This is a genomic window from Aliiruegeria lutimaris (genome assembly GCF_900099935.1).
GTDB lineage: Bacteria > Pseudomonadota > Alphaproteobacteria > Rhodobacterales > Rhodobacteraceae > Tropicimonas > Tropicimonas lutimaris.
In genome coordinates this window covers 171190-197605 of sequence record NZ_FNEK01000001.1, presented here as the reverse complement: position 1 = coordinate 197605, position 26416 = coordinate 171190, and the positions used below count along the sequence as shown (strand labels likewise).

Below are 26416 nucleotides of genomic sequence, written 5' to 3'. Positions count from 1 at the left end.
TCTAGCCCGCATCGCGCAAGCTGTCGAAAAAGGCCAGCACCGTTTCGGAGCTGGCTTCGGCAAGCGCTTGTGCGCAGGGTCCGTCTCCGGCCGAGACGCCAAGCCACATTGCAAAGCTGGCATCCGGCGTTTCTGTGAAGGCCATGTCCCAGTCGGGAAAACGGCGGGATTTCAGCGGGCCGCGTCCGAAAATTTGCATATTCTGATGACGCCAGTCCCGCCGCAGGCTCACCAAGAGCGTCTCGAGCCCCTCTGCAGGCCCCTCGACATAATGCAGGAAACAGCCGTTTTCCCGGTGCAGGTAGCCCGTCAGTCCAAGCTCCCGGTTCCGTTTCCGGGCCGTTAGATAAATCTGCGCCGCGTCCGCCGATTTCGGCCCTACGCGGGCCTCGCTAAGATAGACGAGCCATTGCATGTGATTTTGGATCTTTTCACCAAATTAACCATTCGATTGCACGAATTGGTGAGAAAATCCATCATTTCGGCCTGCGAGACGTCGCGCAGGCCGATTTGCTTCCCCAGAAGGCGGGGTCAGGAGAAAGAGCGCAGGATAAAGTCCGGCACGTGATCGCCCATGCCAACGACCTGGCCGTTGTCGCGCGGCTCGCCGCGACGGCCACGGGTGCGGCGCGGACGGCCAGTTTCCTGTTCCGGTTTGGCCTCGGCCTGAACCGGCTTGGCCTCCGGCTCTGCGCGGGGCTCCTCGCCCCGGCGCGGGCGGATTTCCCGCTTGGGCAGCTCCGGCGCTTCGATGCGCGGGATTTCATGCTCCAGAAGGCTCTCCACCGCGGCAAGCTGCTTGTCGTCGGCAGGGGTGGCGATGGTGAAGGCCCGGCCTTCGCGCCCGGCCCGTCCGGTCCGGCCGATCCGGTGCACGTAGTCTTCGGCATGGTTCGGCACGTCGAAATTGAAGACATGGCTCACATTGGGAATGTCGAGGCCACGCGCGGCCACGTCGGAGGCCACGAGAAAGAGGATGGAGCCGTCGCGGAAACCGTCCAGCGTCCGCGTGCGGTGCGATTGTTCGAGGTCGCCATGGATCGGTTCGGCATTCAGCCCGTGCTTTTTCAGTGACTTGGCAACGATATCCACGTCGACCTTGCGGTTGCAGAAGATGATCGCGTTACGGCATTCCGCGCCTTCGCGCTTGATCAATTCGCGCAGCATGGTGCGCTTCTCCTGCGCGGTGCGGTCCCGGCGCGAGGGTTTGAACTGGCACAGCCCTTGCGTGATCGTCTCCGAGGCCGTCGCCTGGCGGGCGACCTCGATCTTGACCGGCGCATGCAGGAAGGTGTTGGTGATGCGCTCGATCTCGGGCGGCATGGTGGCCGAGAAGAACAGTGTCTGGCGGGTGAAGGGGGTGAGCTGGAAGATGCGCTCGATATCGGGGATGAACCCCATGTCGAGCATCCGGTCGGCCTCGTCCACCACCATGACCTGAACGCCGGTCAAGAGCAGCTTGCCGCGCTCGAAATGGTCGAGCAGGCGGCCCGGCGTCGCGATGAGCACATCGACGCCCTTGTCGATCAGCTTGTCCTGTTCGCCAAAGGAGACGCCGCCGATCAGCAGCGCTTTGGTCAGCTTGGTGTATTTCGCGTATGCGTCGAAATTCTCCGCCACCTGGGCGGCCAGCTCGCGCGTCGGCGCCAGCACGAGGCTGCGCGGCATCCGGGCACGGGCGCGGCCACGGCCGAGCAGCGTGATCATGGGCAGGGTGAAGGAAGCGGTCTTGCCTGTTCCGGTCTGGGCGATGCCCAGCACGTCCTTGCCCTCGAGCGCGGGTGGAATCGCCCCGGCCTGAATCGGAGTCGGCGTTTCGTAGCCAGTATCCACGATGGCTTTGAGGACCTTCGGGTCCAGGTTCAGGTCGGAAAATTTCGTCATGTACGTCCAATCTTGGCGACGGGCAGAAGTCGCGGATGTTTGGGACGTTATATCTGGACGTCCCTGCGGAATGCCTCGCGCGCATCGCGGGCATGGGCCGTTTAGCGCACAGGTGCTGCCGGGTCAACGCGACCGGCGGGGAGAGCGCTATCTCTCGGGCAAAATACACGCAATTTCACACATTTTTCGAGAATCAGGGGCAAATACCCCTCATAGAAAGCCCGAAAGGTGCGCGGCCAGCGTCGCGGCCGGCAGAAAGATTCCATATCCGGCGGCAACAAAGACCCCGTCGCCGACGGTCAGGCCGAGGCCGAAGGCGACCAAATGCAGAGCGAGCAGGAATGGCAGGCCGGGAATCGCCCCTATGACGATGATCACGCCGCTTGTCAGGATCAGGATCAGCGCTATCATCCAGCGCGAGAGAAATCCGTTTACAAGAAAGAGCCAGCGCAGCCGCAGCCAACGGGACAAGCGCCCTGCCAGCGGCACGGCCCGTGCGATTCCGCGCCGAAGTGCCGGTCCGGGCAGAACGATTCCGTAGATCTTCGGCGGCAGCCAGAGCTCGTGCCGCCCGCTGAGCATCTGCCCGCCGGCCAGCAGCAGGATAACCCCCATGAAGGCCGGCACGCCCGGCACCATGCCGGTCGGCAGAACCATCATCGCGGAAGCCAGCAGTATCACGGGGCCGAATCCCCGCCGTCCGAGAGAATCGGTCAACTCGCCGAGCAGCACCTTTTCGCGTGTGCCGATGGTGTCGGCCAACGCATGCAGAATACTCTGAAGGGGCGGTTCCGTTTTGAAGGCGACCATCGGTTCCGGTTCGGCAATCGTTCCAACCCGAGGCTACCTTGCCGGCGTCGCCGGTGGAATGGTCACACCGCCGCAGTCCGGTGAAGTTCTGGATGATAGCCCGCGGCCAGCACCGCGAGACTCGACGCTGGCGTGAGCACTTTAACGGGCGTGCGCGGGGAGGGGCGCTCGGTGACCTCGTAGCCGCCCGGGCAAAAAGAATACGCCCGCCCGGCGGTCAGCAAAACGGGACGGCCGCAATGCAGAATGAAGGTGCCGTCGGGCAGCCTGCCTGCTTCGGCGGTGAGTCGGCGTTGGCCGCGGTTTGGCAGGAGCCGGTCGCGATGGAGCTCGCGGTCGATCTCGTCCGCCCGGGCAGCTTGGCCATGCGCGCGCTCCCATGCGGCGCGATATGCGTCGTAGGCGGCGCGACGGCATTCCGCGCAAGGCCGGTGACCGGCCGCCAGCGCGACAGCCTCGTCGAGGAAGAACAGCTCGGTATAGGCGCCGGGCGCCATGACCTGCCGCTGTCGGCCGCGAAAGGAAAGGCGGCAGCAGATCCAGCGGCGATGCGTCCAGCGGCGGGTTCCAAGCCTGCCGGCATCGTCATGCAGCACGCCACGATTGCCCATGAAACCGCCGCGCTCGGTCAGCGCGACGATCTCGCCCGTCGGCAGGACACGGTTCTGTTTCGGCATGCGTCAGGCGCCTCTCGTTCTGTTCCGGGCCGCTTTGGTCCGCGTGGAAAGCCTATCAGATTCGGGGTCAACCCAGCGAACGACCGCGATCGCGCAAGGCGGAACGGCGAGCGTCGCGCCGGCCGGTGACACGGGCGATAACGAGGAAGGCACTGAGATAGGCAACTCCCACGCCGAGAATCAATTCGCCGGGTATCGGGCCGGTATCGGCGCGGTCGATCACTTCGCGGATCGAGGTTGCGGAGGTCGGATGAATGACCAGTTTCCCGATATAGGCGACCATCTGCACGGTCAGGATCCACAGGTAATTCCGCCGGATCCGCCGCCCCATCGCGGTCAGCAACGAGACATGGTAATCGGGCCGCCAGTAGTCCTCCGCCAGGACCTTCTGCCAGTCCTTCTCGGTGTGCAGGTCGCCGTCTTGCAGCATGGGCGCATAGAGATGCACCTCCAGGTAACGGGCCCGCGCGCGCCAGACATTGAAGTAGCGATAGCGGCGGGCTTCCAGCACCATCATGGTCGAAATCAGCAACCCGACCAGCAAAAGTGGCAAGGAAGATGCTTCGGAGCTGGAGAAGGAGATCGAAAGCGCGGCGCCGAGCGAGACGATGGACCAGTTGGTCGTGGTGTCGAGCCGGGTGCGCCAGATGGTCGAGCGATAGACCTCGCCGCGATAAAGATGCGCCAGGGCACCCATTTCGGCTGCGGTGAACTCGCGGGCGTTCTTGCTGTCGTCTTTCATGGCTCCTCCCAAAGCGCATGGCAGACGCCTCTTGATCAGGGCGCCCGACCTCAGCCTAATGCGCCCATGTCCTTGGGGAAACCGCAGATCCGGGCCAAAGGCGCTTGCGGGTGCTGGTACATTGCCGCGCCGCCACTTAGGTAGGAAGGCAAACAAGCTATGGAGACAGCCCCAATGACCACCCCTCCCGTCATCGACATCCTGCCGCTCGACCTCGACGCCATTGCCGGCTTCGAGGGGCGCGTCACCGTCTTCCTGCCCGAAGGCGGCAAGCTGGATCAGGCAGCGCGGCGGGTGAACCGGTTGACCAAGGGCGCACTGGCGCGTTTCGCCGAGAGCGACGCCTTCGGCAAGCTCGGCAATGGCGAGGCGGTGGAGTTGGCCTGGCCCGTGGGGATGGCCGCGAGCGCGGTGCAGGTGGTGCGGCTTGACGCCAAGTCCTCGCCGGTCGATCTGCGCAAGGCTGGCGCCGCCATCGGTGCCGCGCGCGGCAAGGGCGACGTGCTGGTCCTGGGCGGTGCGCGCAAGGCGCTCGGCGATCTGGCGCTCGGCGCGTCACTGCGCAGCTACGCCTTCAAGGAGTGCCGCACGGGCGAGGCCGCGGAGCAGGCCGCCGGTTCCTTCACGCTCATGGTGACAGATCCCGACGGACTCAATGCACAGATGGAAGCGGTCGAGGCGGTGGCCGAGGGCGTCTATTTCACGCGCGACCTTGTCAACCTGCCGGCGAATTACCTGACCACAGAGAGCTTCGCCGAGAAGCTGGCGGCGCTTGGCGAACTGGGCGTCAAGGTCGAGGTGCTCGACGAGGCGGAGCTGGAGAAGCAGGGCATGACCATGCTGCTCGGCGTCGGACAGGGCTCCGAGAGCCCCTCCAAGGTCGTCGTCATGCGCTGGAATGGCGGCGGCGAGGAAGCCCCGCTGGCGTTGATCGGCAAGGGTGTGGTCTTCGACACGGGTGGCATCTCGCTGAAGCCGGGCGCCGGCATGGAAGACATGACGATGGACATGGGCGGCGCGGGTGTCGTCTCCGGCGTGATGAAGACGCTGGCGCTGCGCAAGGCCAGGGCCAATGTCGTTGGCGTTGTCGGGCTTGTCGAGAACATGCCGGACGGCAAGGCCCAACGGCCGGGCGATATTGTCGCCTCGATGAAGGGCGACACGGTGGAGGTGATTAACACCGATGCCGAGGGCAGGCTCGTTCTGGGCGACGTGATGTGGTACACGCAGGAACGCTTCAACCCCTGCGGCATGATTGATCTGGCCACGCTGACCGGCGCGATCATTCTGGCGCTCGGCCATGACAATGCCGGCGTTTTCTCCAATGACGATGCTTTCGCAGGTGCTTTCCTGAATGCGGCCGGGGCCGAGGGCGAGGGCGCATGGCGCATGCCGATCGGGGCGAGCTACGCCGAACTTCTGAAATCCGAGAAGGCAGACCTGAAGAATGTGGGCACGCGCGCCGGTGGCTCGATCACCGCCGCCGAGTTCCTGCATCGCTTCGTCAAGGAAGGTACGCCCTGGATCCATCTCGATATCGCCGGCGTAGCCCAGCCCGCCAAGCCGCCGGCATGGGCGCCCAAGGGCGCGTCCGGCTGGGGCGTGATGGCGCTCGACCGGATGATCCGCGACGGCTACGAGGCGGGCTGAACCGATGGGGCAGGCGCTCTTCTACCACCTGACCCGGCACCCGCTCGAGGTGACGCTTGCGATGCTGCTGGAGAAATCCCTGCAACGGGACTGGCGCGTCGTGGTGCGTGGGTCGGATGCGGGGCGCCTGCAACTTCTCGACCAGAAACTCTGGCTCGGCCCGGAGGAAGGCTTCCTGCCGCACGGCCTCGCTGGCGGGCCGCAGGATGCCGATCAACCGGTGCTGCTGACGGCGGGGGTAGAGATGCCCAATGGCGCGACTGTTCTGATGTCCATCGATGGGGCGGCGGTGACGGCGGCCGAGATCGAGGCGCTGGAACGGGTCTGCATCCTGTTTGACGGCCACGACCCGGCGGCGGTGCAACATGCGCGCGGCCAGTGGAAGGGGCTGACAGGCGCGGGGGCGGCGGCGCAATACTGGTCCGAAGAGAGCGGCCGCTGGGAGGTGAAGGCGGAGAGCAAGGCGGGATAAAGCGCATTGCGGGCGCGAGGATTGCCAAAGCGCCGGAGGGCAAACTAAGCTTAGGTTTACAATTTCGCCTTTGATCGCCGGATCGCTGCGTGGTCCGGGGACCTTTCGTGCATTCCAGCCAAGAAAGCAAATCATCCAATGGCCATTGTCATAAAGAAGCCCGATGCTGTGTTCGTTCAGAATTCCTATATGCTTTACAACGCGGTAAAGAACGAAGACCTGCCCGCCGCGAACGGTCATTATGGTGTCAACGATGTAGTCTGGAACGACCTGATAGACCTGACCCGTACGAAATGCCGCGCTATGAATATACCGTTGCCGGGTGGTGACATGATGAGTGGTCTTTGCATCTGGGCATCCGTGGTGGCTACGAAGTTTTGCGTGTTGCGCAACCACGCGCTCAACTCTCATATGTTCTTTGCCGAAAGGAACGGTGATGGGTCCGGCAGCAATCATTACTTCGTCGTTTCCGACATTGGCGGGACCAAGGTGATCTGTGACATCACGTGCAACCAGTTCAATGGTGCGCCCGACTACCTCGTCGGGCGCCTCTCCGATATCAAGGGCGCGTCAAAGAAGGTCACGGCTCTAGGCAGCAGGCTCTACGATGTCTACAAGGCCGGCGCGGCGTCATCCGAGTTCGTGATCTGAAACTTGCCTGCATCGCAGGGCTCCAACGAGAACCGGCCGCCCCGAGAGGGAACGGCCGGTCTTTTCTTCAATCCTGAGAGACGTGCCTTCAGAGCAGCGCCTTGACCTTGGCGGCTGCTGCATCGGCGGTGATGCCGAAATGCTCGTAGAGCACTTCCGCAGGCGCCGAGGCACCGAAATCGGTCATGCCGACGAAATCGGCCTTGGCCGCATCGCCGCCCTCGCCAAAGAGCCAGCGATCCCAGCCCTGCCGGACGCCAGCCTCGATGGCCACACGGACCGGACCGGCGGGCAGCACCTTGGCGCGGTATTCCGGATCGGCTGCCGCGAACAGCTCCATGCAGGGCACTGAGACGACGCGGGTGCCGATGCCCTCGGCTTCCAGCGCTTCGCGGGCATTGAGAGCGATTTCGATCTCCGAGCCGGTGGCCATCAGGATGGCCTGGCATTTGCCGGTCGCCTCGGCCAGCACATAGGCGCCTTGCGCGGACAGGTTGTCGTTCTTGTGCTTGGTCCGTACCGTCGGCAGGTTCTGGCGCGACAGGGCGAGCACCGAGGGCGTTTCTTTCTGTGCCAGGGCCAGCTCCCAGGCTTCAGCGGTCTCCACCGCATCGGCCGGACGGAAGACCAGCGTGTTCGGCGTGGCGCGCGAAATGGCCAGGTGCTCCACCGGCTGGTGGGTCGGGCCGTCCTCGCCAAGACCGATCGAGTCATGCGTCATGACGTAGACCACCGGCAGGCGCATCAGCGCAGAGAGGCGCATCGAGGGCCGGGCATAGTCGGTGAAGCACATGAAGGTGCCGCTATAGGGGCGCAGGCCGCCATGCAGCGCCACGCCGTTCATCGCTGCCGCCATGCCATGTTCGCGGATGCCATAATGCACGAAGCGTCCACGACGGTTGGAGGCGTCGAACACGGTCATGTCGGCCGACTTGGTGTTGTTCGAGCCGGTGAGGTCCGCCGAGCCGCCGATGGTCTCGGGCACGATCTTGTTGATGACGTTGAGCGCCATCTCGGAAGCCTTGCGCGTGGCAACCTTGGGCGCGTCGGCGACCAGCTGCTTGCGATAGGACTTCATCTGGCGGCCAAGCTTTTCGGGCATGTCGCCGGAGAGAGCACGCTCGAAACGGGCGCGGCGGCCCTCGGACAGGCCGGCCAGGCGTCCTTCCCAGGCCTCACGCTCGGCAACGCCACGCGCACCGATGGCTTCCCAGGCGGATTTGACCTCGGCGGGAACCTCGAAGGCGCCGGCGGGCGCGCCATAGGCAGCCTTGGTATCGGCGATGAGCTGCGCATCGGTCAGTGCGCCGTGACCCTTGGAGGTGTCCTGCGCCGAAGAACCGAGGGCGATATGTGTCTTGCAGGCGATCATCGAAGGCTTGCGCGAGGTCTTGGCCTTGACGATGGCGGCGTCGATGGCCTCGGGGTCGTGGCCGTCGCATTCGATCACCTGCCAGCCGGACGCCATGAAGCGCTTCTTCTGGTCGGTAATGTCGGAGAGCGAGACCTTGCCGTCGATGGTGATGCCGTTGTTGTCCCACAGCACGATCAGGCGGCCGAGCTTCTGCTTGCCGGCGAGGGCGATCGCCTCCTGGCTTACACCTTCCATCAGGCAGCCGTCGCCGGCGATGCAATAGGTGTAGTGGTCATAGATGCCCTTGCCCCAGACGGCGCGCAGGTGCTCCTCGGCCATGGCGAAGCCGACGGCGTTGGAGATGCCCTGGCCGAGCGGGCCGGCGGTGGTTTCGACGCCACGGGCATGGCCGTATTCGGGGTGGCCGGCGGTGATGGCGCCGAGCTGGCGGAAGTTCTTGACCTCTTCCATCGTCATATCCGGCGAGCCGGTGAGATAGAGCAGCGAGTACAGTAGCATCGAGCCATGGCCGGCCGACAGGATGAAGCGGTCGCGGTCGGGCCATTCGGGGTTCGAGGCGTCGAACTTGAGGTGCTTCTCGTAGAGCACGGTGGCGACATCGGCCATGCCCATCGGCATGCCGGAATGGCCGGAATTGGCGGCAGCGACCGCATCGAGCGTCAGCGTGCGGATGGCGCAGGCTTTTTTCCAGTGCTCGGGATGGGCGTCTCTGAGGGCTGCAATGTCCAAGGTTCTTTCCTTTCGATTTTGCGGCAGGAGGCGGTCGCACTCTGCACGGCCGTCTTTTTGACGTTCAAGGCGGTGTAGGAGCGAGGGGCGGTAGCGTCAAGGACTGTCGGCCACGTGAAGAATGCCGCGTAAGTGGCTGAGCACAATAGGGGGCGCATTTCATGAAACAGTTGCGTAAACTTGGCCGCAACTGCCCGGCGGGCGATTCGCGGCTTGCTCGGCCGCAATTGGTCCGGAACCGGACAGGTGGACAACAAGAACGGGGAGAGCGGGATGAGCGAGATCACCGAGCTTGAGAGCCGGCTTGCCGCTGCCATGACGCGGATCGGGAATGCGATCGAAGCGTTCAGTGCAGGCGAACCGGAAGCGGCCGTGTCGGCCGAGGAACTGGAACAGGCCCGGAAATCGGCATGCGAGGCAGTTCAGCGCGCCGAAACGGCGGAAGCCGAGGTTCTGCGCCTCCAGCAGGCGCTGGAAGCCGAGACAACAGCCGGGGCGCAGTTGCGCGAACGGGTCGGTTCCTTGAAATCGATGAAGGACCGCCAGCAGGAGCGCATTACCGAACTCGAGGCCGAGTTGAGGGCGGTGGCGGAACAGTGCAGTGCCGACCGCGGCGAGCTTGACGAGTTGATATCCGTTCTGGAGCCACTGGTGAGGGAGCAGACCGATGCCTGAGGTGAAGATTGAGATCGGCGGCAAGGAATTCGCCGTTGCCTGCCAGGATGGCGAAGAACAATACCTGCGCGATGCGGCCGCGATGCTGGATCGCGAGGCGCGTGGGCTGGTGAGCCAGATCGGCCGGATGCCGGAATCGCGCATGTTGCTGATGGCCGGGCTGATGCTGGCGGACCGGACGGCGGCGTATGAGCAGAAAGCCGCTGCGGCCGAGGAAAAACTGGCCCGTCAAGAGCGGCTTATCGAGGAGATGGAGGCAATGCCCGCGCCGGAGCCGGAGCGGGTGGAAGTCGCCGTGATCCCGTCGCAAGTGACGGATACGCTTGCGGAACTGGCCGCCCGGGCCGAGGCGCTCGCGGCGCTGGCCGAGGAAAGATCGGCACGGTAAGCCACTTGTCGCTTCTGGAAAAGGGGGCTTTGCCCCCCGCGCTCATCCGAGCGCTCCCCCCAGGATATTTGAAGTCAGAAGAAGACAGATCGCCACGCGCAATTTCTTGTTGGAAGAAATACGCCCGCCGGAGGCACGATCCGAAGGATCGTTCAAGCGCCCGAAGCGCGCCCCCTTTAAACGCATACTTTCCCGGAATCAGGAGATCTTTATCGCCTGACCATTGCCGGACGCACCTGTTGCAGGGAGCGCACTGGATCGACGGCGGGCCGGTTCGCGCAAGCGGGTTTCCGACCGGCCGCCCCTTGGCGTCAGCCGTTGGCTTCGCGGATCTTCTCGGCTGCGGCCTTGTCGAAGCAAACGCCGCTCTCTTCCAGCAGCTTGTCCAACTCGCCCGAAAGCGTCATCTCGGTGATGATATCGCAACCGCCGACGAACTCGCCCTTCACGTAGAGTTGCGGGATGGTCGGCCAGTCGGAATACTCCTTGATGCCCTGGCGGATCTCGTCATCTGCCAGCACATTCACGTCGGTGTAGTCGATCTGCATGTAGTTCAGAACGCCGGCCACCCGTTGGGAGAAGCCACATTGTGGCGCCATCTTGGTGCCCTTCATGTAGAGGACGACGTCGTTTTCAGTCACGGTTTGCTTGATATTGTCCTTCGCAGACATGGCGAATTCCTTTTCATTCCTTGGGTCGGCCTCTTCAAGGGGCCGCGCTCTTTGGCGAAACTGCGGTCATCTGCACTTGGGGACGTGCGAGGTCAACCGCCCGGAGGGTCTTGCCGGGTTATTCCGGTGCTTTCGTGGTTAATGCCAGTGCATGGAGATCGGCGTTCGTGCCATCCATCTTGCCCTTTAGCGCGGCATAGACGGAACGCTGCTGCTGCACGCGGTTCATGCCGCGGAAGCTCTCGTCGATCACTTCGGCGGCGAAATGCGCGCCATCGCCGGCTATGTCATTGACGATAATGACGGCGTCGGGGAAGGCCTCTCGAAGGAGGGTCTCGATTTCCTGGGCCTCGATGGCCATGGGCAAATTCCTGTTTTCTGGTCTCGTCAAGAAACTAGGGCCGGTGGGGCGCGGCTGCAAGTGCGCGCTGCATGGATCCTTTGCGCCACGAGTGTCACCGGCTCAGCGTGCCGTGGTCCACGTTGGGTCGGGTTTTGTGGGAAGAGCAGGCGAGACGCGACACGGTGAAGGAGCCAGCTGCATCATTTCGCGCCTCGCTGCAGGGAGACTATGCCATGCGTGCGGTCGGTGTTGCGCAATGGGGCGTTTGAGCGAACGTTGCGCCGTTGCGCTTGCCGTTGCGCGGTGGCTCTGACAGGGTTGCGGGATGACGGAGGCCGATATTCATAGAAGATTGAACGATCTGCTGGTCGAGCTTGACGCAGAGGATGCGGCCAGTGCCGGCGCACGATCTGTCGTCGAGCTGGATCAGAGCGCGACGGGACGGCTGTCGCGGATGGATGCGCTTCAGCACCAGGCGATGGCACAGGCGCAGCAGCGTCGCCGTGCAGCCGAGCGGTTGCGCATTCGCGCGGCGCTGGAGCGGCTGGCGGAGGGCGAATACGGCTTCTGTACCGATTGCGGCGAAGAGATTGCCGCCGCGCGTCTGGCCACGGACCCGGCAATTGCCCGTTGCGCCGACTGCACCCGCGGCACCTGAGCCCGGGCCTTGCCGCCGCGGGCAGGCCGTGCCATCTCGGTCGGCAACGCAAATCTGCATTGGAGACCGGCCATGATCCTCTACGGCATTCCCACCTGTGATACCTGCCGCAAGGCGCGCAAGGCGTTGGAAGCGGCGGGGCAGGATGTGCGATTTCGCGATGTCCGCGCCGAGCCGCTCACGGCAGAGGAACGCGCGCGTTTCATCGAGGCTTTTGGCGACGGGCTTCTGAATCGTCGGTCAACGACTTGGCGTCAGCTCTCTGAGGACGAACGGGAAGGGGAGGTGGACGGCCTTCTGGCGGCGCATCCGACCCTTATGAAACGACCGGTTCTCAGCGATGGAGCCCAGCTGACCCTCGGTTGGGACTCCAAGGCGCAATCAGCTTGGATCGGCTAGGAAGCGATACGCCACCTATAAATTCAGGTTTTTTTGGAGGGGGCATGGATCTGTTACACTGATTTTGGTTCAACAGTTCAGAGGCCATGTTCCTTTCCGCCCGCTACTTCTTGCCAGTGCCATTCTGCTACAGGCCGCACCGGGTTTCGCGGTCCCGATCAAATCATGGAACTGTGGGCCGGCGAGCGGGGCGACTGGACGCTGATGATGACCTGTGCCTCGGGGCGCAGCTGTATCGTTGCCATGGGCGAGCATTGGCAACCCATCATCGACAAAAGTGAAAGCTGAGCCTCACCTGTTGGGCAACATCGCTTCTCGCGCCAGTCGGGCCGCTTCGGTTTTCATTCCGGTCACGAACTCCGCATTGTCCTTTTCCCACTGCTTGAAAGCCAAATAGGCAACGATGTTCTGTTCCTGCCGATGCCGGGTCCCGGCGGGGGCGATCCCGAATTCGGGATGGAAATGCCGTTTGACCTGTTCATAGGCGAAGGTGCAGTCGCTCGCCTCGTCATAGCTGACCACCCGAAGCTCGGCGGTGCTGTTGCACAGGTAGGTAAAGGCGAGGACCGTCAGAAATTCCGTCATTCTTTGCTCCCATCTTGGGGAGGAGACAGAGCCGATCCGAAAAAGGAGCTCCGCGCGACAGGAGGGCGACCGCGCGGTAACGGTCCTGCCTCCCTGTTTTCGGCAGAGCGACTGCACTGCCCGTCCCAAGGATAAGCTTCAGATGCTCCGTCGCAGAAACTCTGGCGCCCGGCCACGCCGTGAACCCGCTGTCAGGGGGCGGCGGCGCTACCAAAATGGGCGGAAAAGATCGAAAAAAGGGCGGCTGGAGGATGTGCGTGGCCGAGAATCACGCAGCCGCCCGGAAATGCGGACGGCTGCGATCCTGGAACTGATCTGTAATCAGATTACCTTCAACTCTATCGCCGACGCCCGACCATCGCGACCTTCACGAATCTCGTATTCGATCTTCATGTTGTCGGCCAAGCCGGTCATTCCTGCGCGTTCCACGGCGGAAATATGAACAAAAACGTCTTTTCCGCCCTCATCGGGGGCGATAAACCCATAACCTTTGGTTGTATTGAACCACTTCACGGTGCCGGTCGGCATATCCCGCGTCTCCTTCGTCTGGTCTCTGTTCCGCCCGCAGAATTGCGGCGGCGTGGTCACGTCGCCGGACTTCATTCGAGGCAGGGCCAGTGAGTCGTGTGTGGCATCGTCACGGCACTAATGGTGCCGGAGTTTTGTGACAAAACAACCCCTGACAATCTGTCACTTGCTGTTTTGGCGATCAATTCCGAGCAATTTGTCCACGGAAAACGGTCCGGCGCCGCGCAAAACCAACGTTATGAGCACGAACATCCAGAAGGCGCGCTGGTCCATGATCAGGCTGTCGGAGGCACGATCGAACCAGGCACCTACCGTGGTGGCATCGGCGTGGTGGCCGTGAATGTCGGTGAGCGACTGCACGGTGACGAAGCCGATCATGCCGAGCGCGGCCAGACGGGTGAACAGGCCGATAACGATGAGGAGGGGCAGGATGAACTCGGCCCAGGTGCCCGCGAGGATAATGAGCTTCTCGAAGATCGAGAACTGTGTCGTGTCATAGACGACGGCTTCGGCCTTTTGCGGGAAGATCTGCGCATAGGCACCCACCGAGGGCGAGAACAGGCCGAAAATACCGTCGCCCAACTTGGTCATGGCCGAGCCCCAGAAATACATCAGCAGCACGGCGGCAAAGGCGAAGCGCGCCAGCGTCGGGATGGCCAAGGAGGAGAGCGCTGCGTCAATACGGGAGAAGATAGCGTTGTGGATCGAGATGATGGCGCCGAACGCCTTGCCACGGGCAGAGCCGTGTTCGGTTGAAGCGGAAAGATCGGTCATGGGAGCGGATCCTCGGAAATTTCTGTGATGGCGCCGCCCGAGACAAGGGCGGAAAACGCCGGGGAAAGGTCGAATTCCGGCTCGATCGCGGCTGCGGCTTCCAGCGCCTCGCCAAGGCTCTGACCGTTGCGAAGGGCTTCGACGAAGACGCCCCCGGCCGGTGTCAGCGCGGTCAGCACCGGGTCGAATTCCGGACGGGTGAGCAGGGCGGTTTCAGCACGCATCTCCGGTTTCGGGCCGTCTTCGGCATTGAACCGCCAGATCGCGGCGATGGGCCAGTCCGACGCTACCAGTTGAACCGAGGGCGCGAGGGTAAAGCGCGTGACCAGCAGCCGCTCGGGGGGCATTGCCTGAAGCGCCGTTGCATCCGCCGGCGTGCTGTTGGCTGCATGATATGCACGGCGCAGGGCAAGCTCCAGCCGCGCGATATCGGGCAGGTAGCCAAGGTTCTGCACCGGCGCAAAGCCTTCGAGGAACCCCGGCAGCGCCGAGCCGTAATGTGCGATCAACGGCGAACTCGGCGGGTGCTGGCGAACGAAATGCCCGGCGAGGATGCCGAAATTATGCGCGCCCAGCAGCTTTTGGATCACCGGGAACGCCTCGGCCAGCGCGTTGCACAGGCTCACGACCACATTGTTGCGATAGACATCGAAGCGCTTGCCGGCAGGCCGCCCCTCGGGGTCGACCAGCCCGTCGGGCACGTCGCGGGCGGGGTCGAAGATCGCCGCGCGAAATTCTGCCTGCCCGACGCTCATGGCGCGACCTGCGCAAGGATGTGGGCCGCGCGTTCGGCCTCGGCGGCCAGCACCGGCCATTCGGGCACATCCGTGTCCCATTCGATCAGCGAGGGGCGCGGGCCCATGGCGGCGATGGTCTCGGCATAAAGTGTCCAGACCGGGTCCACCACTTCGGCGCCGTGGCTGTCGATCAGCAGCGGCGCGCCGTGCTCGTCTTCCTGCTCGTCATGGCCGCCCAGATGCACCTCGCCCACGAGGTCCAGCGGAAAATCGGCGATATAGCCGCGCGGGTCGAGCTTCTGGTTCGTGCAGGAGACGAAGACATTGTTGATGTCGAGCAGCAGCCCGCAACCGGTGCGTTGCGCGATCTCGCGCAGGAAATCGGTCTCTTCCATCTCGCTCTCGGCAAAGGCTAGGTAGGTGGAGGGGTTTTCCAGCAGCATCTGGCGGCCAAGCGCTTCCTGCAGCTGGTCGATATGATCGGCGACACGGGTCAGCGTGGCTTGCGTGTAGGGCAGGGGGAGCAAGTCGTTGAGAAAGGCTGCCTCGTGGCTAGACCAGGCGAGATGCTCCGAGAAGCTCGCGGGGTTCAGCCAGTCGACGAGGTGGCGCAGCCGCGCGAGGTGTTCGGCATCCAGCGGCGCCTCGCCGCCAATGGACAAGCCCACGCCATGCACGGAGATGGGAAAACGCTCGACCAAGTGACGCAGCTGCGCGATCGGACGTCCGCCATCGCCCATGTAGTTCTCGGCATGGATCTCCAGCCAGCGAACCGGGCCGGAATCCCGCAGGATCTCGGCAAAATGCTGCGGCTTGTAGCCAATACCGGGCGCAAGCGGAAGGGATCGTTGGGACGTGGCGTCGAGCATCCTGGCCTCCTTCGTGGATAATTCGCGCCCGGCGGAGGGTCCGCAGGGCGCGTTGGTCCGGGACGGAATGATTAGACGGGAAGGTCGCGGTCGAGCGCCTCAAGCGCACCCATGCGGCCGTCGGGCAGTTCCATCGTTGCGCAGGTGCCGGCATCGACCAGCGACCAGGCATTGCCCTGGTAGTCGACGGTGGACGTGCCGGCGCAGGTGGTGCCGGGACCGGCGGCGCAGTCGTTCTTGCCAGCCATCGCGACGCCGAAGCACTTTTCCTTGTGGTTATCGGCGGCGGCGGTGGTGGCCATGCCGGTCGCGGAGACCGCTGCTGCGACGGCACCGATGAGGGCGAGAGTTTTTACATTTCTGGACATGTAATTTGCTTCCTTGATCTGAAGGTTTGAAATGACTGGGTAAAGCGGAGAGCGCGCCGGGAGCCTCCTCCGGGTGTCCTCAAGTGAGAAATCCCACCGGGCGCTGCCTTGCGGCGGTTTACGCCGGCAGGTCGCGGTCGAGCGCTTCAAGCGAGCCCATGCGGCCCTCGGGCAGTTCCATCTGCTCGCAGGTGCCGACTTCGACGAGCTTCCAGGCATTGCCCTGGTAATCGACGGAGGCGGTGCCGGCACAGGTGGTGCCGGGGCCGGCGGCGCAGTCATTCTGGCCAGCCATCGCGACGCCGAAACATTTTTCCTGATGATTGTCAGCGCTGGCGGTCGTCGCGGCAGCGCCGGAAATCGCCGCGGCTACGGCACCGACAAGGGCGAGAGTCTTGATTTGCTTGGACATGGGTTTCCCTTTTCCTGGTCTCATGTTCGCTTTGCCTCCGCTGTCTTGCGGGGCATGAGCCAAATCTAGGTGGGTGGAAGGATAAATTGCCATTCACACGGGCGTCATTCACGCGTGCGTCAGATACCTTGAACAACGGGCCGCAAGATGACGGTTCCGTGAGGCGATCAGGGCATAATTTCAATAAGTTGTCCGCAAATGTTGCAAGCTGCGTTGCGGCATGGCCGGTATCAATGTTTCAAGGAAGGTGCAGCAAAGGAGGGGATATTACGCCGGAACGACCGTTGCTCACAGAATGTTACAGGTCTTCGCCCGGGAACGCCCCCCGATACGCCCCGACATGGCAACGCGAAACAGGGCAGGATGTCATGCGGCACCTCTCGAACAGGAGCTGGTGCAGTATGTCTGCTCCATCTTGCAGAGCGAGCTGCCATTCGAGGGCGCGCGCTTCGCGCGCGTGAACGATCCTGTGGATCGTGCTTCCGGCGGAGGTATTTTGGGAAAGATGAATGCGGAAGCTGCCACTTCCTCTTTCCTCAAATATCCTGGGGTGAGCGCTCGCAAGAGCGCGGGGGGCAAAGCCCCCACCACCGCGGCCAAAGCCCTCAGCCCAAACCAACTGCTGTGGAGAGAGCCTTGGGCTCCCCCCAGGCTGTCGTCGTCAGGCGAGATCGGGCGGCAGCGCCTCCTTGGCAAGGCTCGCCACGATTTCGTCGAGTGCTACCGTTTCAGTCTTCTTCTCGCCCAGGCGGCGCACGGTCACGGTGCGGTTCTCAACCTCGCGCTGGCCGATGGCAAGGATCACCGGAACCTTGCCGACCGAGTGCTCACGCACCTTGTAGTTGATTTTCTCGTTGCGAATATCGGCTTCCGCGCGCAGGCCGGCCTCCTGCAGGATCTTGACCGCTTCCAGCACGAATTCATCCGCATCCGAGACGATCGACGCCACCACGACCTGCCGTGGCGCCAGCCACATCGGCATTCGGCCGGCATAGTTCTCGATCAGGATGCCGATGAACCGCTCGAAGGAACCGAGGATCGCGCGGTGCAGCATCACGGGGCGGTGCTTCTCGCCGTCCTGGCCGACATAGTTTGCATCCAGCCGCTCAGGCAGGTTGAAATCGGCCTGGAAGGTGCCGCATTGCCATTCGCGGCCAATCGCGTCGGTAAGTTTGAAGTCAAGCTTCGGGCCGTAGAAAGCGCCTTCGCCGGGATCGAGTTCGAAATCGTTCCGGACCTTGAGCACGGCCTGTTCGAGCGCCGCTTCTGCCTTGTCCCAGACCTCGTCCGAGCCCACGCGGACCTCCGGACGGGTGGAGAGCTTGATGTCGAACTTGGTGAAACCCGTGTCGCGGTAGATATCCGACAACAGGTCGATGAAGGCCGCGCATTCCGCCTCGATCTGGTCCTCGGTACAGAAGATATGCGCGTCGTCCTGCGTGAAGCCGCGCACCCGCATCAGACCATGCAGTGCGCCATGCGCCTCGTAGCGGTGGCAGGAGCCGAATTCGGCCAGCCTTAGCGGCAGGTCGCGGTAGCTCTTGATGCCCTGGTTGAATACCTGCACGTGGCAAGGGCAGTTCATGGGTTTGAGCGCGTTCATCCGCTTCTCGTTGGCATGTTCCTCATCGATCTCGGTGATGAACATGTTCTCGCGATACTTGTCCCAGTGTCCGGAGGCCTCCCAGAGCTTGCGGTCGACAACCTGCGGCGTCTTGATCTCGCGATAGCCGGCATTGCCGAGCTTGCGGCGCATGTAGTCTTCCATCTCGCGATAGATGGTCCAGCCGTTGGGGTGCCAGAACACCATGCCCGGCGCTTCCTCCTGGAAGTGGAAGAGCTCCATCTCCTTGCCGAGGCGGCGGTGGTCGCGCTTCTCGGCTTCTTCGAGAAAATGCAGGTAGTCCTTGAGCTGTTGGCGGTTCTGGAAAGCAACGCCATAGATCCGCTGAAGCTGCTCTCGGTTGCTGTCGCCACGCCAATAGGCCCCGGCCACCTTCATCAGCTTGAAGCTGTCCGCGGGCACCTGCCCGGTATGCTGCAGGTGCGGGCCGCGGCAGAGATCCTGCCAGTGGCCGTGCCAATACATCCGGATCGGCTCGTTGCCCGGGATGCTCTCGATCAGCTCGACCTTGTAGGGCTCGTTATTGGCCTTGTAATACTTGATCGCCCGCTCGCGCTCCCAGACCTCGGTGGTCACCGGGTCGCGGCGGTTGATGATCTCCTTCATCCTGGTCTCGATCTGGCCGAGATCCTCGGGGGTAAAGGGTTCGTTGCGGTCGAAATCGTAGTACCAGCCATCCTTGATGACCGGTCCGATCGTGACCTTGATCTCCGGCCAGATCTCCTGGACGGCGCGGGCCATGATATGGGCGAGGTCGTGCCGGATCAGTTCCAGCGCCGGCGCCTCGTCCTTCATCGTGTTGATGGCGATGCTCGACGAGGCTTCGATTGGCCATTGCAGGTCCCAGTGCTGGCCGTTGACCAGAGCGGAGATCGCCTTCTTGCCGAAGGAGGTGGAGATGGCGGCGGCGACTTCGGCGGGTGTTGTGCCCTGCGGGAAATCCCGGCTCGCGCCATCGGGGAATGTGAGGGAAATATCGGCCATCTTGGCTCTCCTCGTCGGTTTGGCGCCCACGGAACGCCCGGTTGCAGGATATGGTTTGCGGGGGCTGCATGCCCCTGGCTTTGTCCGAAGTCAAGGGCGGAAGGGTGAAGAGGCGTGCGGCTCTTTTGGCGCGCGCGCTGAGCGGGGACGGTCCTGCGGACCGTGCCTTCGGCGAGGGTATTTTGGGTCAGAAGAAGTGGCGATGTCGGCTCCCCACTGGCCAGTCAGGGCTTTTGCGGGAAGATCCGGTGCAGCAGGTAGAGCAGTGCCGTGGCAATGCCGAACAGCGCCATGTTCAGGTTGATGGCCGAGGTCGATCCGTCGAAGAGCGTGGAGGCGACCCAGACGCCGAGCGCGCCCGCGACCATCTGGATCGCGCCCATCAGCGAGGCGGCAAAGCCGGGCATGTCGGCGGCGGGTTCCATCGCGGCGGCGATGGCGGTCGGGTAGATCATGCCGAAGGCCAGAACATAGAGGCAGATCGCGCCCCAGAAAAGCTGCAGGCCCGGCATCGAGAAGGCCATGAACAGATTGACGAGCCCTGCGAGGGCGAGGGTGGAAAAGCCGATGATACCGACGAATTCGAGACTGTGGCGCTTGAGCATTTGCCCGGCGAGCAATGCGCCGACGGTATTGATCAGCGCGGCAATGGCGAAGAGCGGGCCGAAAGCCTCCGGGCCGACGCCGAAATTGGCCTCGACCGTGATCGCGCCCACCGCGCCGAGCGCGACATAGCCGGCGAATGTCAGGCTGCCGCAGGCCATCGGCGCCAGGAAGTCGCGGGTCGAGAACAAGATCCGCACCGCGCCGCGCAGGAAATGCAGGCTGAAACGCTCGGGACGGCGGTTGCTGTCGCTCTGCCCGAGCACAAGAAATGTGTAGGCCAGGAAGCATAGCCCAAGCAGGGCGAGCACGCCGAAGATCGCGCGCCAGGAAAACAGCACCAGCATGCCGGAGCCGACGACTGGCGCGATCATCGTGGCCACCGTCAGGATCGCGCCCAGAACGGTCATCATGCGTGCCGCTTCGTTGCCGGAAGAAACGTCGCGCACCATCGCGCGGGCAATGACCGGGGTACCGCCCATCAAGCCTTGGGCGAAACGCGCCACGATCAGGAACTGGAAACTCGGGGCAAGCGCACAGGCAAGGCTGGCCAGCGTGAAGCCGGTCAGCGTCAGTTTCAGCGCCAGCTTGCGTCCGAATGCGTCCGAGAACAGCCCCCAGAAAAGCTGCCCCACCGCAAAGGCGAGGAAATAGACGCCGACCAGCATCGCGCCAAGCCGTTCTTCCAGTCCGAAGGCGCGGGCGACGACGCCGGTCGCGGGCAGGACCACGTCGACGGACATCGCCGTGAGCGCGGTGATGCCACCCATGAAGATGACCGCGTCGGTGCGTGAAAAGGGCGATGAGTTCGGCTGGGGCATGGAGCGGGCCTCGGGAGGAGTTGCCCGTGCCCCTTAGCCGCTAATGCGCGGGCTCGCCAGATTTTCCGGCCATTTGGCGATGTCCGGGCCGGTGCTGCCTATCCAATGAAGCGTTTGCGCGCCTCCTGCTCCATCGCGTGGCGCATTTCGACGTCGGCGAGCTCTGCCATGATCTCCCGGCGGCGCTCGGGGTTCGTCTCCGCGGCATAGATCTCGTGCAGTTCGGCAATGCGTTTGTGCAGCGCAACCTCGCGCGGCAGCGCGCCAGATTCGGCCATGATCCGGTAGGCGATAGCGGTTCCGGGGTCTATATGGGCGTGCTCGGGGTGCTCGGGAAGCGGTTCACCCTCCCCGGCGAGCCCGCGCAGCGTTCCGTCCAACTCGGCCTTGCGCATGCGGCGTTCGGCAAAACGGTCCCAGCGAAGCATCTTTCTACTCCATCGCCCTCCATCGGGCATCGGGGTTATATGTGGTGATTTCCAACGCCGATTCCAATGTGTCCTCTCCGAGATCGGCCTCGTAGACAAGGCCGTTCTCTCCGACGAGGAAACTGTAAGTCCCTGTTTCGCCGTAGATTGCGGGGACCGCCAGCAGGGCATGGCCGGCTAGCTGGTTGCCGTTGATCACGTAGTCCAGCGCGCCGCCCGGCGCGTCGGGTCCCTGCGCGTTCAGCAGCCGGAAGTAATAGCCGAAAAACGGTTCCGCCGGTATATCCGAACCGTTTTCGGAGAAACCGTCGAGGTTTGCGCGCGCCGCCGCCGCGCCGACGGGGCTGTCGTCGCCGGGCCAGTGGAGCCCGTCCCGCGCCTCGGCGGAAGAGATCAGGTAGGAGGCGAATTCCAGCACCCCGTCGCCGTCATGGTCCACCTCGCGGAATTCGCGCTGGATCTCGACATAGGCCTGCAGGATATCGATCACGTCGAGCTCGTTCAGCCCGATCAGACGGGCGACGATCTCCTCTTTGCCGGAGACGATATCGAAGGCCCATCCCGCATCGCCCCGCGCGAGCTCGAACGGGAAGGGCCAGCTATCGGAGCCGAGTTCGATGGACACCCGGCCGTCTTCCACCGGCACGAAACGGTAGCCTTGCTTGTAGACGGCGACGATCGTTGCCCAGTTCTCGGCCCGTTCGGGGGACTGGTCGTCGCGGATGAGCGCGGCGGAGTCCGGTCCGAGCGCCGCGATGACCGCATCGGCGGTGCCGGCATCCAGCGCCGCAACGAGCGCTTCGAGTGCGTCCTGCGGCGAGGGGTAGAACATTGCCTCCTGTGCGTGGGCGCCAAGGGGAAGGGCCGCGAAAGCCGCAACGGCGGCATAATGAGACATGCGTTTCATGGAATTACCTCCGCCCTTTCAGTTTGGCGCCACTGTGGCCGCGTTGCGAAGCTGCCTTGGTGCGGGCGCCGCTGGATTGCTTCTGGATCGCGGGCCGGGAGGTGCCGCTCGTGGGGCGCTGGATCTTCTGTCCGGCGCTTTTCTGCTGGATCTGCTGGCGCGCGGTGTTGGCGGTCGCCGGCCGGGTTTCCTTCTTCTGCTGGACCTGCTGCTTGACCTGCCCCTGTCCGGTCTGCGGGCGCTGGGCGGGCTTCTGCGTGGTGGCGGGGCGGTTGACCTTCACATCGGGCCGCTCGCCCGAGCGTTTGAGCGCCTCGCGCCCGGCCAGCGCACCACCGGCCGCACCCGCGGCAATGGCCGCATCGCGCAGCGCGTCGTTATTGCCCGGACGGGAGATGTCGCCGGTGCCCAAGCCCTTGGAGACCTGCTGGCGCAACTCGTCGCCGCGATCGGGCCGCGCCTGGGCGGGCAGGGTGGTGGCGCCGCCGGCCTGGCGTTTCTCGGAGATCTTGTTGCGTGCTTCCTGCTGGCGCCCGGCATCGGGCTTCCAGCCCTTGTTCTCAAGGTTCGTCCGCATCTCGTCGCGCTTGGCCGGGTCGAACTGGCCGCGGTCGATATTCTTGATCTTGTCCCGGTCGATCTGGATATCGCCGGCCTCGATGCCCTTGCGGATCGTGTCGCGGTCGATATTGATGTCGTTGCCGATGATGATGTTGCCGTCGAACTTGATGTTCGGGTCGCGGATGATCGGCCGTCCGTTCCAGCCGCCGCAATAGCGGCAGCCCCAGTAATCGTTCCAGTCGTCGTCATTGTCGAAAATGGCGTCGATCAGCGCCACGGTGCCATAGACCACCGCCGCGCCCACTGCCGCATCCTGCCAGCGGAAGCCCGAGCCCGCGTAATAGGGCGAATAGTAATTGCCGCCATAGACCGCGTTCGGGTCATAGGTGGGCACGTAGACCTGCTGCGGGTTGGTGGGCTGGATGATGACGGTTTCCGGGTTCTGGGTGGAGAGCGTCGCGTCCAGCTCCTCCTCGACCACCGTGACCGTCTGTTCCTCGGAAGTGACCAGCGCGCCGGTATTGATCGCCTGCTTGCGCATGACCTGCACGGCGTCCATCACGTCGTCGCTCTGGGCGAGCATGGCGTTGCCGGTGATCTCGGTCCATTCGATATGCTCGGCCATGCCGGCCAGAACGGTGGGAAAGGCCATGGCCAGCACCTCGACCGACGGGTCGAAACCCTGCGCCTCGATCTCGGCCTGGAGTGCGTCCTGTTCCAGTTCGGCGTTATGCTGCACGACCCGGTCGGCCTTGACCACTTCGAGCGGATAGGTCGATGCCACCAGTAGCTGCACCAGCAGCGAATCCGGGTAGAGGGCGATGGGGGCCACGAGCGTCTGCAATTGTGCCGGCGTCAGCAGTCCGTCTTCGGTCTGCATCGCGTCCATATCGACCGAAGCGACATCAGCGGGCTGCGCCGCGGTTTCGGTGGCATCGGGCGGGGGCGTGTCGGCGGTCTGCGTTTGCGCAGGCGGAGCCATCAGGGCCAGTAGCGCGGCAGAAGCGAGGGCGGTCGAACGAAACATGGCATCTCCTCCGGCGAGTCGGTGCCATGAGGCTAACGCGGCCCGGAACGGATACCTAATCATTTGAGAGGAAACGCCGCCCTGTCAGGCGGCGTTCCGACTGCGCGTGTCAGCCGATCTCGGCCAGACGTTGCAGCGCCTCTTTCAGGCGGTCCTGCTCCGAGGTCCGCTCGGCGAGGTTGTCGCGCACTTCCTCGACAACGTCTTCGGGCGCGGAGGCGACGAATTTGGGGTTGTTCAGCCGCTTGCTGAGGCCACCGATTTCCTTGTCGAGCTTGGCGATGGATTTCTCCAGCCGCGCCTTCTCCTCGCCAACGTCGATGATATCGGCCACCGGCAGCCCGAAGGTTGCGCCCGGAACCGGCACCGTGATGCAGCCCTTGGGCATGTCGTCGAAACCTTGCAGGGAGGCGATGCGGGCGATGCGCGTGATCAGCGCCTCGTTATTGTCCCAGGCAGCCTGCGCATTGGCCTCGAGGCCGGTATGGACCATCGGCACCTGCAGGCCGGCCGGCACGCGGACCTGCGCGCGGGCGGAGCGGACGCCGTCGATGAGCGTGATGACCCAGTTCATCTCGGCATCGGCCTCCGGATCGACCAGATCGGCGGCGGTATAGCTCGGCCAGTCGGCATGGACGATCATGCCTTCGTTGCCCAGTACCTGCCAAAGCTCTTCGGTGATGAAGGGCATGATCGGGTGCAGCAGGGTAAAGGCCTGCTCCAGCACCCACCGCATGGTGGCGCGGGTCTCGGCCTTCAGCGCCTCGTCGTCGCCTTGCAGCAGCGGCTTGGCGAACTCGACGTACCAGTCGCAGACCTTGCCCCAGGTGAAGGCGTAAAGCGCGTTGGCGGCGTCGTTGAAGAGATAGGCATTGAGCGCCTTGTCCACGTCTTCGCGCACCTTGGCCGTCTCGCCGATGATCCAGCGGTTGACGGTGGCGGAGGGCTTGGAAGCGGGGTCGATGGGTGTGACTGACGGCTCGAACACGCCGTTCATCTCGGCGAAACGCGCGGCGTTCCAGATCTTGGTGCCAAAATTCCGGTAGCCGGCGATGCGTTGCATGTCGAGTTTCAACACGCCGCCGAGCGAGGCCATGGCGGCATTGGTGAAGCGCAGCGCGTCGGCGCCGTATTCGTCGATGATCTCCAGCGGGTCGACCACGTTGCCAGTCGATTTCGACATCTTCTTGCCCTTGGCGTCGCGGACGAGGCCGTGGAGATAGACGGTGTCGAAGGGGATCTGATCGACGACGGCAAGCTGCATCATCATCATCCGGGCAACCCAGAAGAAGAGAATGTCCTGACCGGTAACGAGCACATTGGTCGGGAAGTATTTCTGCGTTTCCTCGGTCCAGTTCGGCCAGCCCAGCGTGCCGATGGGCCAGAGACCGGAAGAGAACCAGGTGTCGAGCACGTCGGGGTCGCGATAGACCGGCAGGGCCGAAGGCTCTTGCGGCGAGCGGATGCGGCCCTCGGTGCGGGTGCGGCCCACGGCGGCTTTCAGCATTTGTTCGGCTTCTGCGCGTTCGGTGACGATCTTGAAGTCGCTATGGCCATAGTAGTCGGCCATTTTTGCGAAGGCCTCTTCCTGGTTGGCGGCACAGAAGGGGCGCCAGACCGCCTCCGGCTCGCCTTCGTGGTCCATGAGCGCCGGCGCGTACCAGACCGGGACCTGATGCCCCCACCAGAGCTGGCGCGAGATGCACCAGGGCTCGATATTCTCCAGCCAGTGGTAATAGGTCTTCTCGCCGCTCTCCGGCATGATCTTGACCGTGCCGTTGCGGACGGCGTCGAGCGCAGGGCCGACGATCTTGTCGGTGTCGACGAACCACTGGTCCGTCAGGTAGGGCTCGATGACGACCTTGGAGCGGTCGCCATGCGGGACCATGTGGCGGTCCGGGTCGATACCGTCGAGCCAGCCATTGTCCTGCGCCTCGGTGACGATGGCGTCGCGCGCCTCGTAACGGTCCTGACCGTCGAGCCGCTCGATGGTCTTGGCGAGCATTTCGGGGTCGCAGCCGGCTTCGAACTCGGCGTTGCCCTTGAGGAACATGGTCGCAGTGGTGGACATGACGTTGATCACGTCGAGCCCGGCCCGCTGGCCGACCTGCCAATCGTTGAAATCATGCGCAGGGGTGATCTTCACCGCGCCGGTGCCCTTGGTCGGGTCGGCATACTCATCGGCGACAACCGGGATCGAACGGCCGCAGAGCGGCAGCTTCACGCGGGCGCCGCGTTCCAGCAGGCCCTTGTAGCGTTCATCCTCGGGGTGAACGGCGACGCCGGTATCGCCCAGCATCGTCTCGGGCCGGGTGGTGGCGACGACGAGGTAGTTCCGCGTCTCGCGGAAGATCTCGTTGCCGTCCTCGTCCTTTTCAACATGCTCGTAGCTCTCGCCGCCTTCCAGCGGGTAGCGCAGACGCCACATGTTGCCGTTGACCTCGATCTGCTCGACTTCGAGGTCGGAAATAGCGGTTTCGAAATGCGGGTCCCAGTTGACCAGCCGCTTGCCGCGATAGATCAGGCTCTTTTCATACATGTCGACGAAGACCTTGATGACGGCTTCGTGGAAATCGGGGCTGTTCTCGTGGCCGGTGCGCGGGTCGTTCGGGGCGCCGGCCATGGTGAAGGCGTTGCGGTCCCAGTCGCAGGAGGATCCGAGGCGCTTCAGCTGTTCGATGATCGTGCCGCCGGACTTGCCTTTCCAGTCCCAGACTTTTTCGAGGAATTTCTCGCGGCCGAGTTCGCGGCGCGAGGGCAGGCCTTCGGCGGCAAGCTGGCGTTCGACGACCATTTGCGTGGCGATACCGGCATGGTCCTGCCCGGGCTGCCAGAGCGTGTCGAAGCCGCGCATGCGGTGCCAGCGGATCAGGATGTCCTGCAGCGTGTTGTTGAAGGCGTGCCCCATGTGGAGGACGCCCGTCACGTTGGGCGGCGGGATCATGATGCAGAAGCTTTCATCGCGGCTGGCATTGGCGCCGGCCTTGAAGGCGCCGGCCTGTTCCCAGGCGGCGTAGATGTGGGATTCGGCCTCTTGGGCGTCGAATGTCTTTTCCATTGGCAT

Annotated in this window: 29 protein-coding genes; 8 read left to right on the top strand and 21 right to left on the bottom strand. The window is 63.7% G+C overall.

What is annotated here, in order from left to right; translation table 11 throughout:
• Position 1: 1 nt before the first annotated feature.
• The 5 genes from BLR85_RS01005 to BLR85_RS00985 all read right to left on the bottom strand — a co-directional run bounded on the left by BLR85_RS01005 (position 2) and on the right by BLR85_RS00985 (position 4113).
• Positions 2-415, bottom strand: a complete 414-nt coding sequence (locus tag BLR85_RS01005; RefSeq protein WP_093147624.1) for a BLUF domain-containing protein — start codon at positions 413-415, stop codon at positions 2-4.
• Between the two features lie 116 nt (positions 416-531).
• Positions 532-1884, bottom strand: a complete 1353-nt coding sequence (locus BLR85_RS01000) for a DEAD/DEAH box helicase (protein WP_093147619.1) — start codon at positions 1882-1884, stop codon at positions 532-534.
• Positions 1885-2094: 210 nt separating this feature from the next.
• Positions 2095-2694: an exopolysaccharide biosynthesis protein gene (locus tag BLR85_RS00995; protein ID WP_093147615.1), complete on the bottom strand. Its 600-nt coding sequence runs from the start codon at positions 2692-2694 to the stop codon at positions 2095-2097.
• Between the two features lie 62 nt (positions 2695-2756).
• Entirely contained in the window at positions 2757-3371 is a 615-nt protein-coding gene (locus BLR85_RS00990) for a hypothetical protein (RefSeq protein WP_093147611.1), read from the bottom strand.
• 67 nt (positions 3372-3438) lie between these two features.
• Entirely contained in the window at positions 3439-4113 is a 675-nt protein-coding gene (locus tag BLR85_RS00985; RefSeq protein ID WP_244520566.1) for a DUF2270 domain-containing protein, read from the bottom strand.
• Positions 4114-4287: 174 nt separating this feature from the next.
• Between BLR85_RS00985 and BLR85_RS00980 the strand changes: the two genes are divergently transcribed.
• The 3 genes from BLR85_RS00980 to BLR85_RS00970 all read left to right on the top strand — a co-directional run bounded on the left by BLR85_RS00980 (position 4288) and on the right by BLR85_RS00970 (position 6886).
• The gene (locus tag BLR85_RS00980; protein ID WP_093147607.1) at positions 4288-5763 is read left to right on the top strand and encodes a leucyl aminopeptidase; all 1476 of its coding nucleotides are present in this window, start codon (positions 4288-4290) and stop codon (positions 5761-5763) included.
• Between the two features lie 4 nt (positions 5764-5767).
• Positions 5768-6235 carry a DNA polymerase III subunit chi gene (locus tag BLR85_RS00975; RefSeq protein ID WP_093147604.1) on the top strand — a complete coding sequence of 156 codons (468 nt, stop codon included), beginning with the start codon at positions 5768-5770 and terminating at the stop codon, positions 6233-6235.
• Positions 6236-6373: 138 nt separating this feature from the next.
• Positions 6374-6886, top strand: a complete 513-nt coding sequence (locus BLR85_RS00970; RefSeq protein ID WP_093147600.1) for a hypothetical protein — start codon at positions 6374-6376, stop codon at positions 6884-6886.
• Positions 6887-6974: 88 nt separating this feature from the next.
• Here BLR85_RS00970 and tkt read toward each other — a convergent pair whose 3' ends face one another.
• Positions 6975-8990: a transketolase gene (gene tkt / locus BLR85_RS00965; protein WP_093147596.1), complete on the bottom strand. Its 2016-nt coding sequence runs from the start codon at positions 8988-8990 to the stop codon at positions 6975-6977.
• A 273-nt stretch (positions 8991-9263) separates the two neighbouring features.
• On the opposite strand from tkt, the gene BLR85_RS00960 reads away from it, so the two are divergent.
• Together BLR85_RS00960 and BLR85_RS00955 are read left to right on the top strand one after the other, a co-directional pair.
• Positions 9264-9665: a hypothetical protein gene (locus BLR85_RS00960; protein ID WP_139188279.1), complete on the top strand. Its 402-nt coding sequence runs from the start codon at positions 9264-9266 to the stop codon at positions 9663-9665.
• Positions 9658-10053: a cell division protein ZapA gene (locus BLR85_RS00955; protein ID WP_093147590.1), complete on the top strand. Its 396-nt coding sequence runs from the start codon at positions 9658-9660 to the stop codon at positions 10051-10053. The genes BLR85_RS00960 and BLR85_RS00955 overlap by 8 nt, the downstream gene beginning before the upstream one ends.
• A 311-nt stretch (positions 10054-10364) precedes the next feature.
• Here the strand turns inward: BLR85_RS00955 and grxD are convergent, their stop codons facing one another.
• On the bottom strand, positions 10365-10724 hold the full coding sequence (gene grxD / locus BLR85_RS00950) for a Grx4 family monothiol glutaredoxin (protein WP_093147586.1): 360 nt from the start codon (positions 10722-10724) through the stop codon (positions 10365-10367).
• Positions 10725-10842: 118 nt separating this feature from the next.
• Positions 10843-11085 carry a BolA/IbaG family iron-sulfur metabolism protein gene (locus BLR85_RS00945; protein ID WP_068310582.1) on the bottom strand — a complete coding sequence of 81 codons (243 nt, stop codon included), beginning with the start codon at positions 11083-11085 and terminating at the stop codon, positions 10843-10845.
• A gap of 307 nt (positions 11086-11392) precedes the next feature.
• Between BLR85_RS00945 and BLR85_RS00940 the strand changes: the two genes are divergently transcribed.
• The 3 genes from BLR85_RS00940 to BLR85_RS30195 all read left to right on the top strand — a co-directional run bounded on the left by BLR85_RS00940 (position 11393) and on the right by BLR85_RS30195 (position 12412).
• Positions 11393-11725, top strand: a complete 333-nt coding sequence (locus tag BLR85_RS00940; RefSeq protein WP_093147582.1) for a TraR/DksA family transcriptional regulator — start codon at positions 11393-11395, stop codon at positions 11723-11725.
• Between the two features lie 72 nt (positions 11726-11797).
• Positions 11798-12124: an arsenate reductase family protein gene (locus BLR85_RS00935; RefSeq protein ID WP_093147579.1), complete on the top strand. Its 327-nt coding sequence runs from the start codon at positions 11798-11800 to the stop codon at positions 12122-12124.
• 165 nt (positions 12125-12289) lie between these two features.
• Positions 12290-12412, top strand: coding sequence for a hypothetical protein (locus BLR85_RS30195; RefSeq protein WP_280138457.1), 123 nt, complete (start codon positions 12290-12292; stop codon positions 12410-12412).
• A gap of 3 nt (positions 12413-12415) precedes the next feature.
• On the opposite strand, the gene BLR85_RS00930 is transcribed toward BLR85_RS30195, so the two are convergent.
• From BLR85_RS00930 to BLR85_RS00870, 13 genes are all read right to left on the bottom strand, one after another.
• On the bottom strand, positions 12416-12709 hold the full coding sequence (locus tag BLR85_RS00930) for a hypothetical protein (RefSeq protein ID WP_093147574.1): 294 nt from the start codon (positions 12707-12709) through the stop codon (positions 12416-12418).
• A 321-nt stretch (positions 12710-13030) separates the two neighbouring features.
• Positions 13031-13237: a cold-shock protein gene (locus BLR85_RS00925; RefSeq protein ID WP_093147885.1), complete on the bottom strand. Its 207-nt coding sequence runs from the start codon at positions 13235-13237 to the stop codon at positions 13031-13033.
• Positions 13238-13399: 162 nt separating this feature from the next.
• A complete protein-coding gene (locus BLR85_RS00920; RefSeq protein ID WP_093147570.1) occupies positions 13400-14011 on the bottom strand; it encodes a DoxX family protein in 612 nt (203 codons plus the stop codon).
• The gene (locus BLR85_RS00915; RefSeq protein WP_093147567.1) at positions 14008-14766 is read right to left on the bottom strand and encodes an HvfC/BufC N-terminal domain-containing protein; all 759 of its coding nucleotides are present in this window, start codon (positions 14764-14766) and stop codon (positions 14008-14010) included. The genes BLR85_RS00920 and BLR85_RS00915 overlap by 4 nt, the downstream gene beginning before the upstream one ends.
• Positions 14763-15617, bottom strand: a complete 855-nt coding sequence (gene bufB, locus BLR85_RS00910) for an MNIO family bufferin maturase (RefSeq protein WP_093147564.1) — start codon at positions 15615-15617, stop codon at positions 14763-14765. The genes BLR85_RS00915 and bufB overlap by 4 nt, the downstream gene beginning before the upstream one ends.
• Before the next feature lie 71 nt (positions 15618-15688).
• A complete protein-coding gene (locus BLR85_RS00905; RefSeq protein WP_093147560.1) occupies positions 15689-15985 on the bottom strand; it encodes a BufA1 family periplasmic bufferin-type metallophore in 297 nt (98 codons plus the stop codon).
• 118 nt (positions 15986-16103) lie between these two features.
• Positions 16104-16397, bottom strand: a complete 294-nt coding sequence (locus BLR85_RS00900) for a BufA1 family periplasmic bufferin-type metallophore (protein WP_093147558.1) — start codon at positions 16395-16397, stop codon at positions 16104-16106.
• A 661-nt stretch (positions 16398-17058) separates the two neighbouring features.
• A complete protein-coding gene (gene thrS / locus BLR85_RS00895) occupies positions 17059-19005 on the bottom strand; it encodes a threonine--tRNA ligase (RefSeq protein ID WP_093147554.1) in 1947 nt (648 codons plus the stop codon).
• A 224-nt stretch (positions 19006-19229) separates the two neighbouring features.
• Entirely contained in the window at positions 19230-20429 is a 1200-nt protein-coding gene (locus tag BLR85_RS00890) for an MFS transporter (protein WP_093147550.1), read from the bottom strand.
• 98 nt (positions 20430-20527) lie between these two features.
• The gene (locus tag BLR85_RS00885) at positions 20528-20857 is read right to left on the bottom strand and encodes a DnaJ family domain-containing protein (protein WP_093147546.1); all 330 of its coding nucleotides are present in this window, start codon (positions 20855-20857) and stop codon (positions 20528-20530) included.
• A gap of 4 nt (positions 20858-20861) precedes the next feature.
• Complete coding sequence (locus BLR85_RS00880) at positions 20862-21764, bottom strand: DUF2950 family protein (RefSeq protein ID WP_093147544.1); 903 nt, start codon at positions 21762-21764, stop codon at positions 20862-20864.
• Positions 21765-21768: 4 nt separating this feature from the next.
• Entirely contained in the window at positions 21769-23352 is a 1584-nt protein-coding gene (locus BLR85_RS00875) for a DUF3300 domain-containing protein (RefSeq protein ID WP_170844415.1), read from the bottom strand.
• Positions 23353-23461: 109 nt separating this feature from the next.
• Positions 23462-26416 (bottom strand): valine--tRNA ligase, encoded by a 2955-nt coding sequence (locus BLR85_RS00870; RefSeq protein WP_093147535.1) that lies wholly within the window; start codon positions 26414-26416, stop codon positions 23462-23464.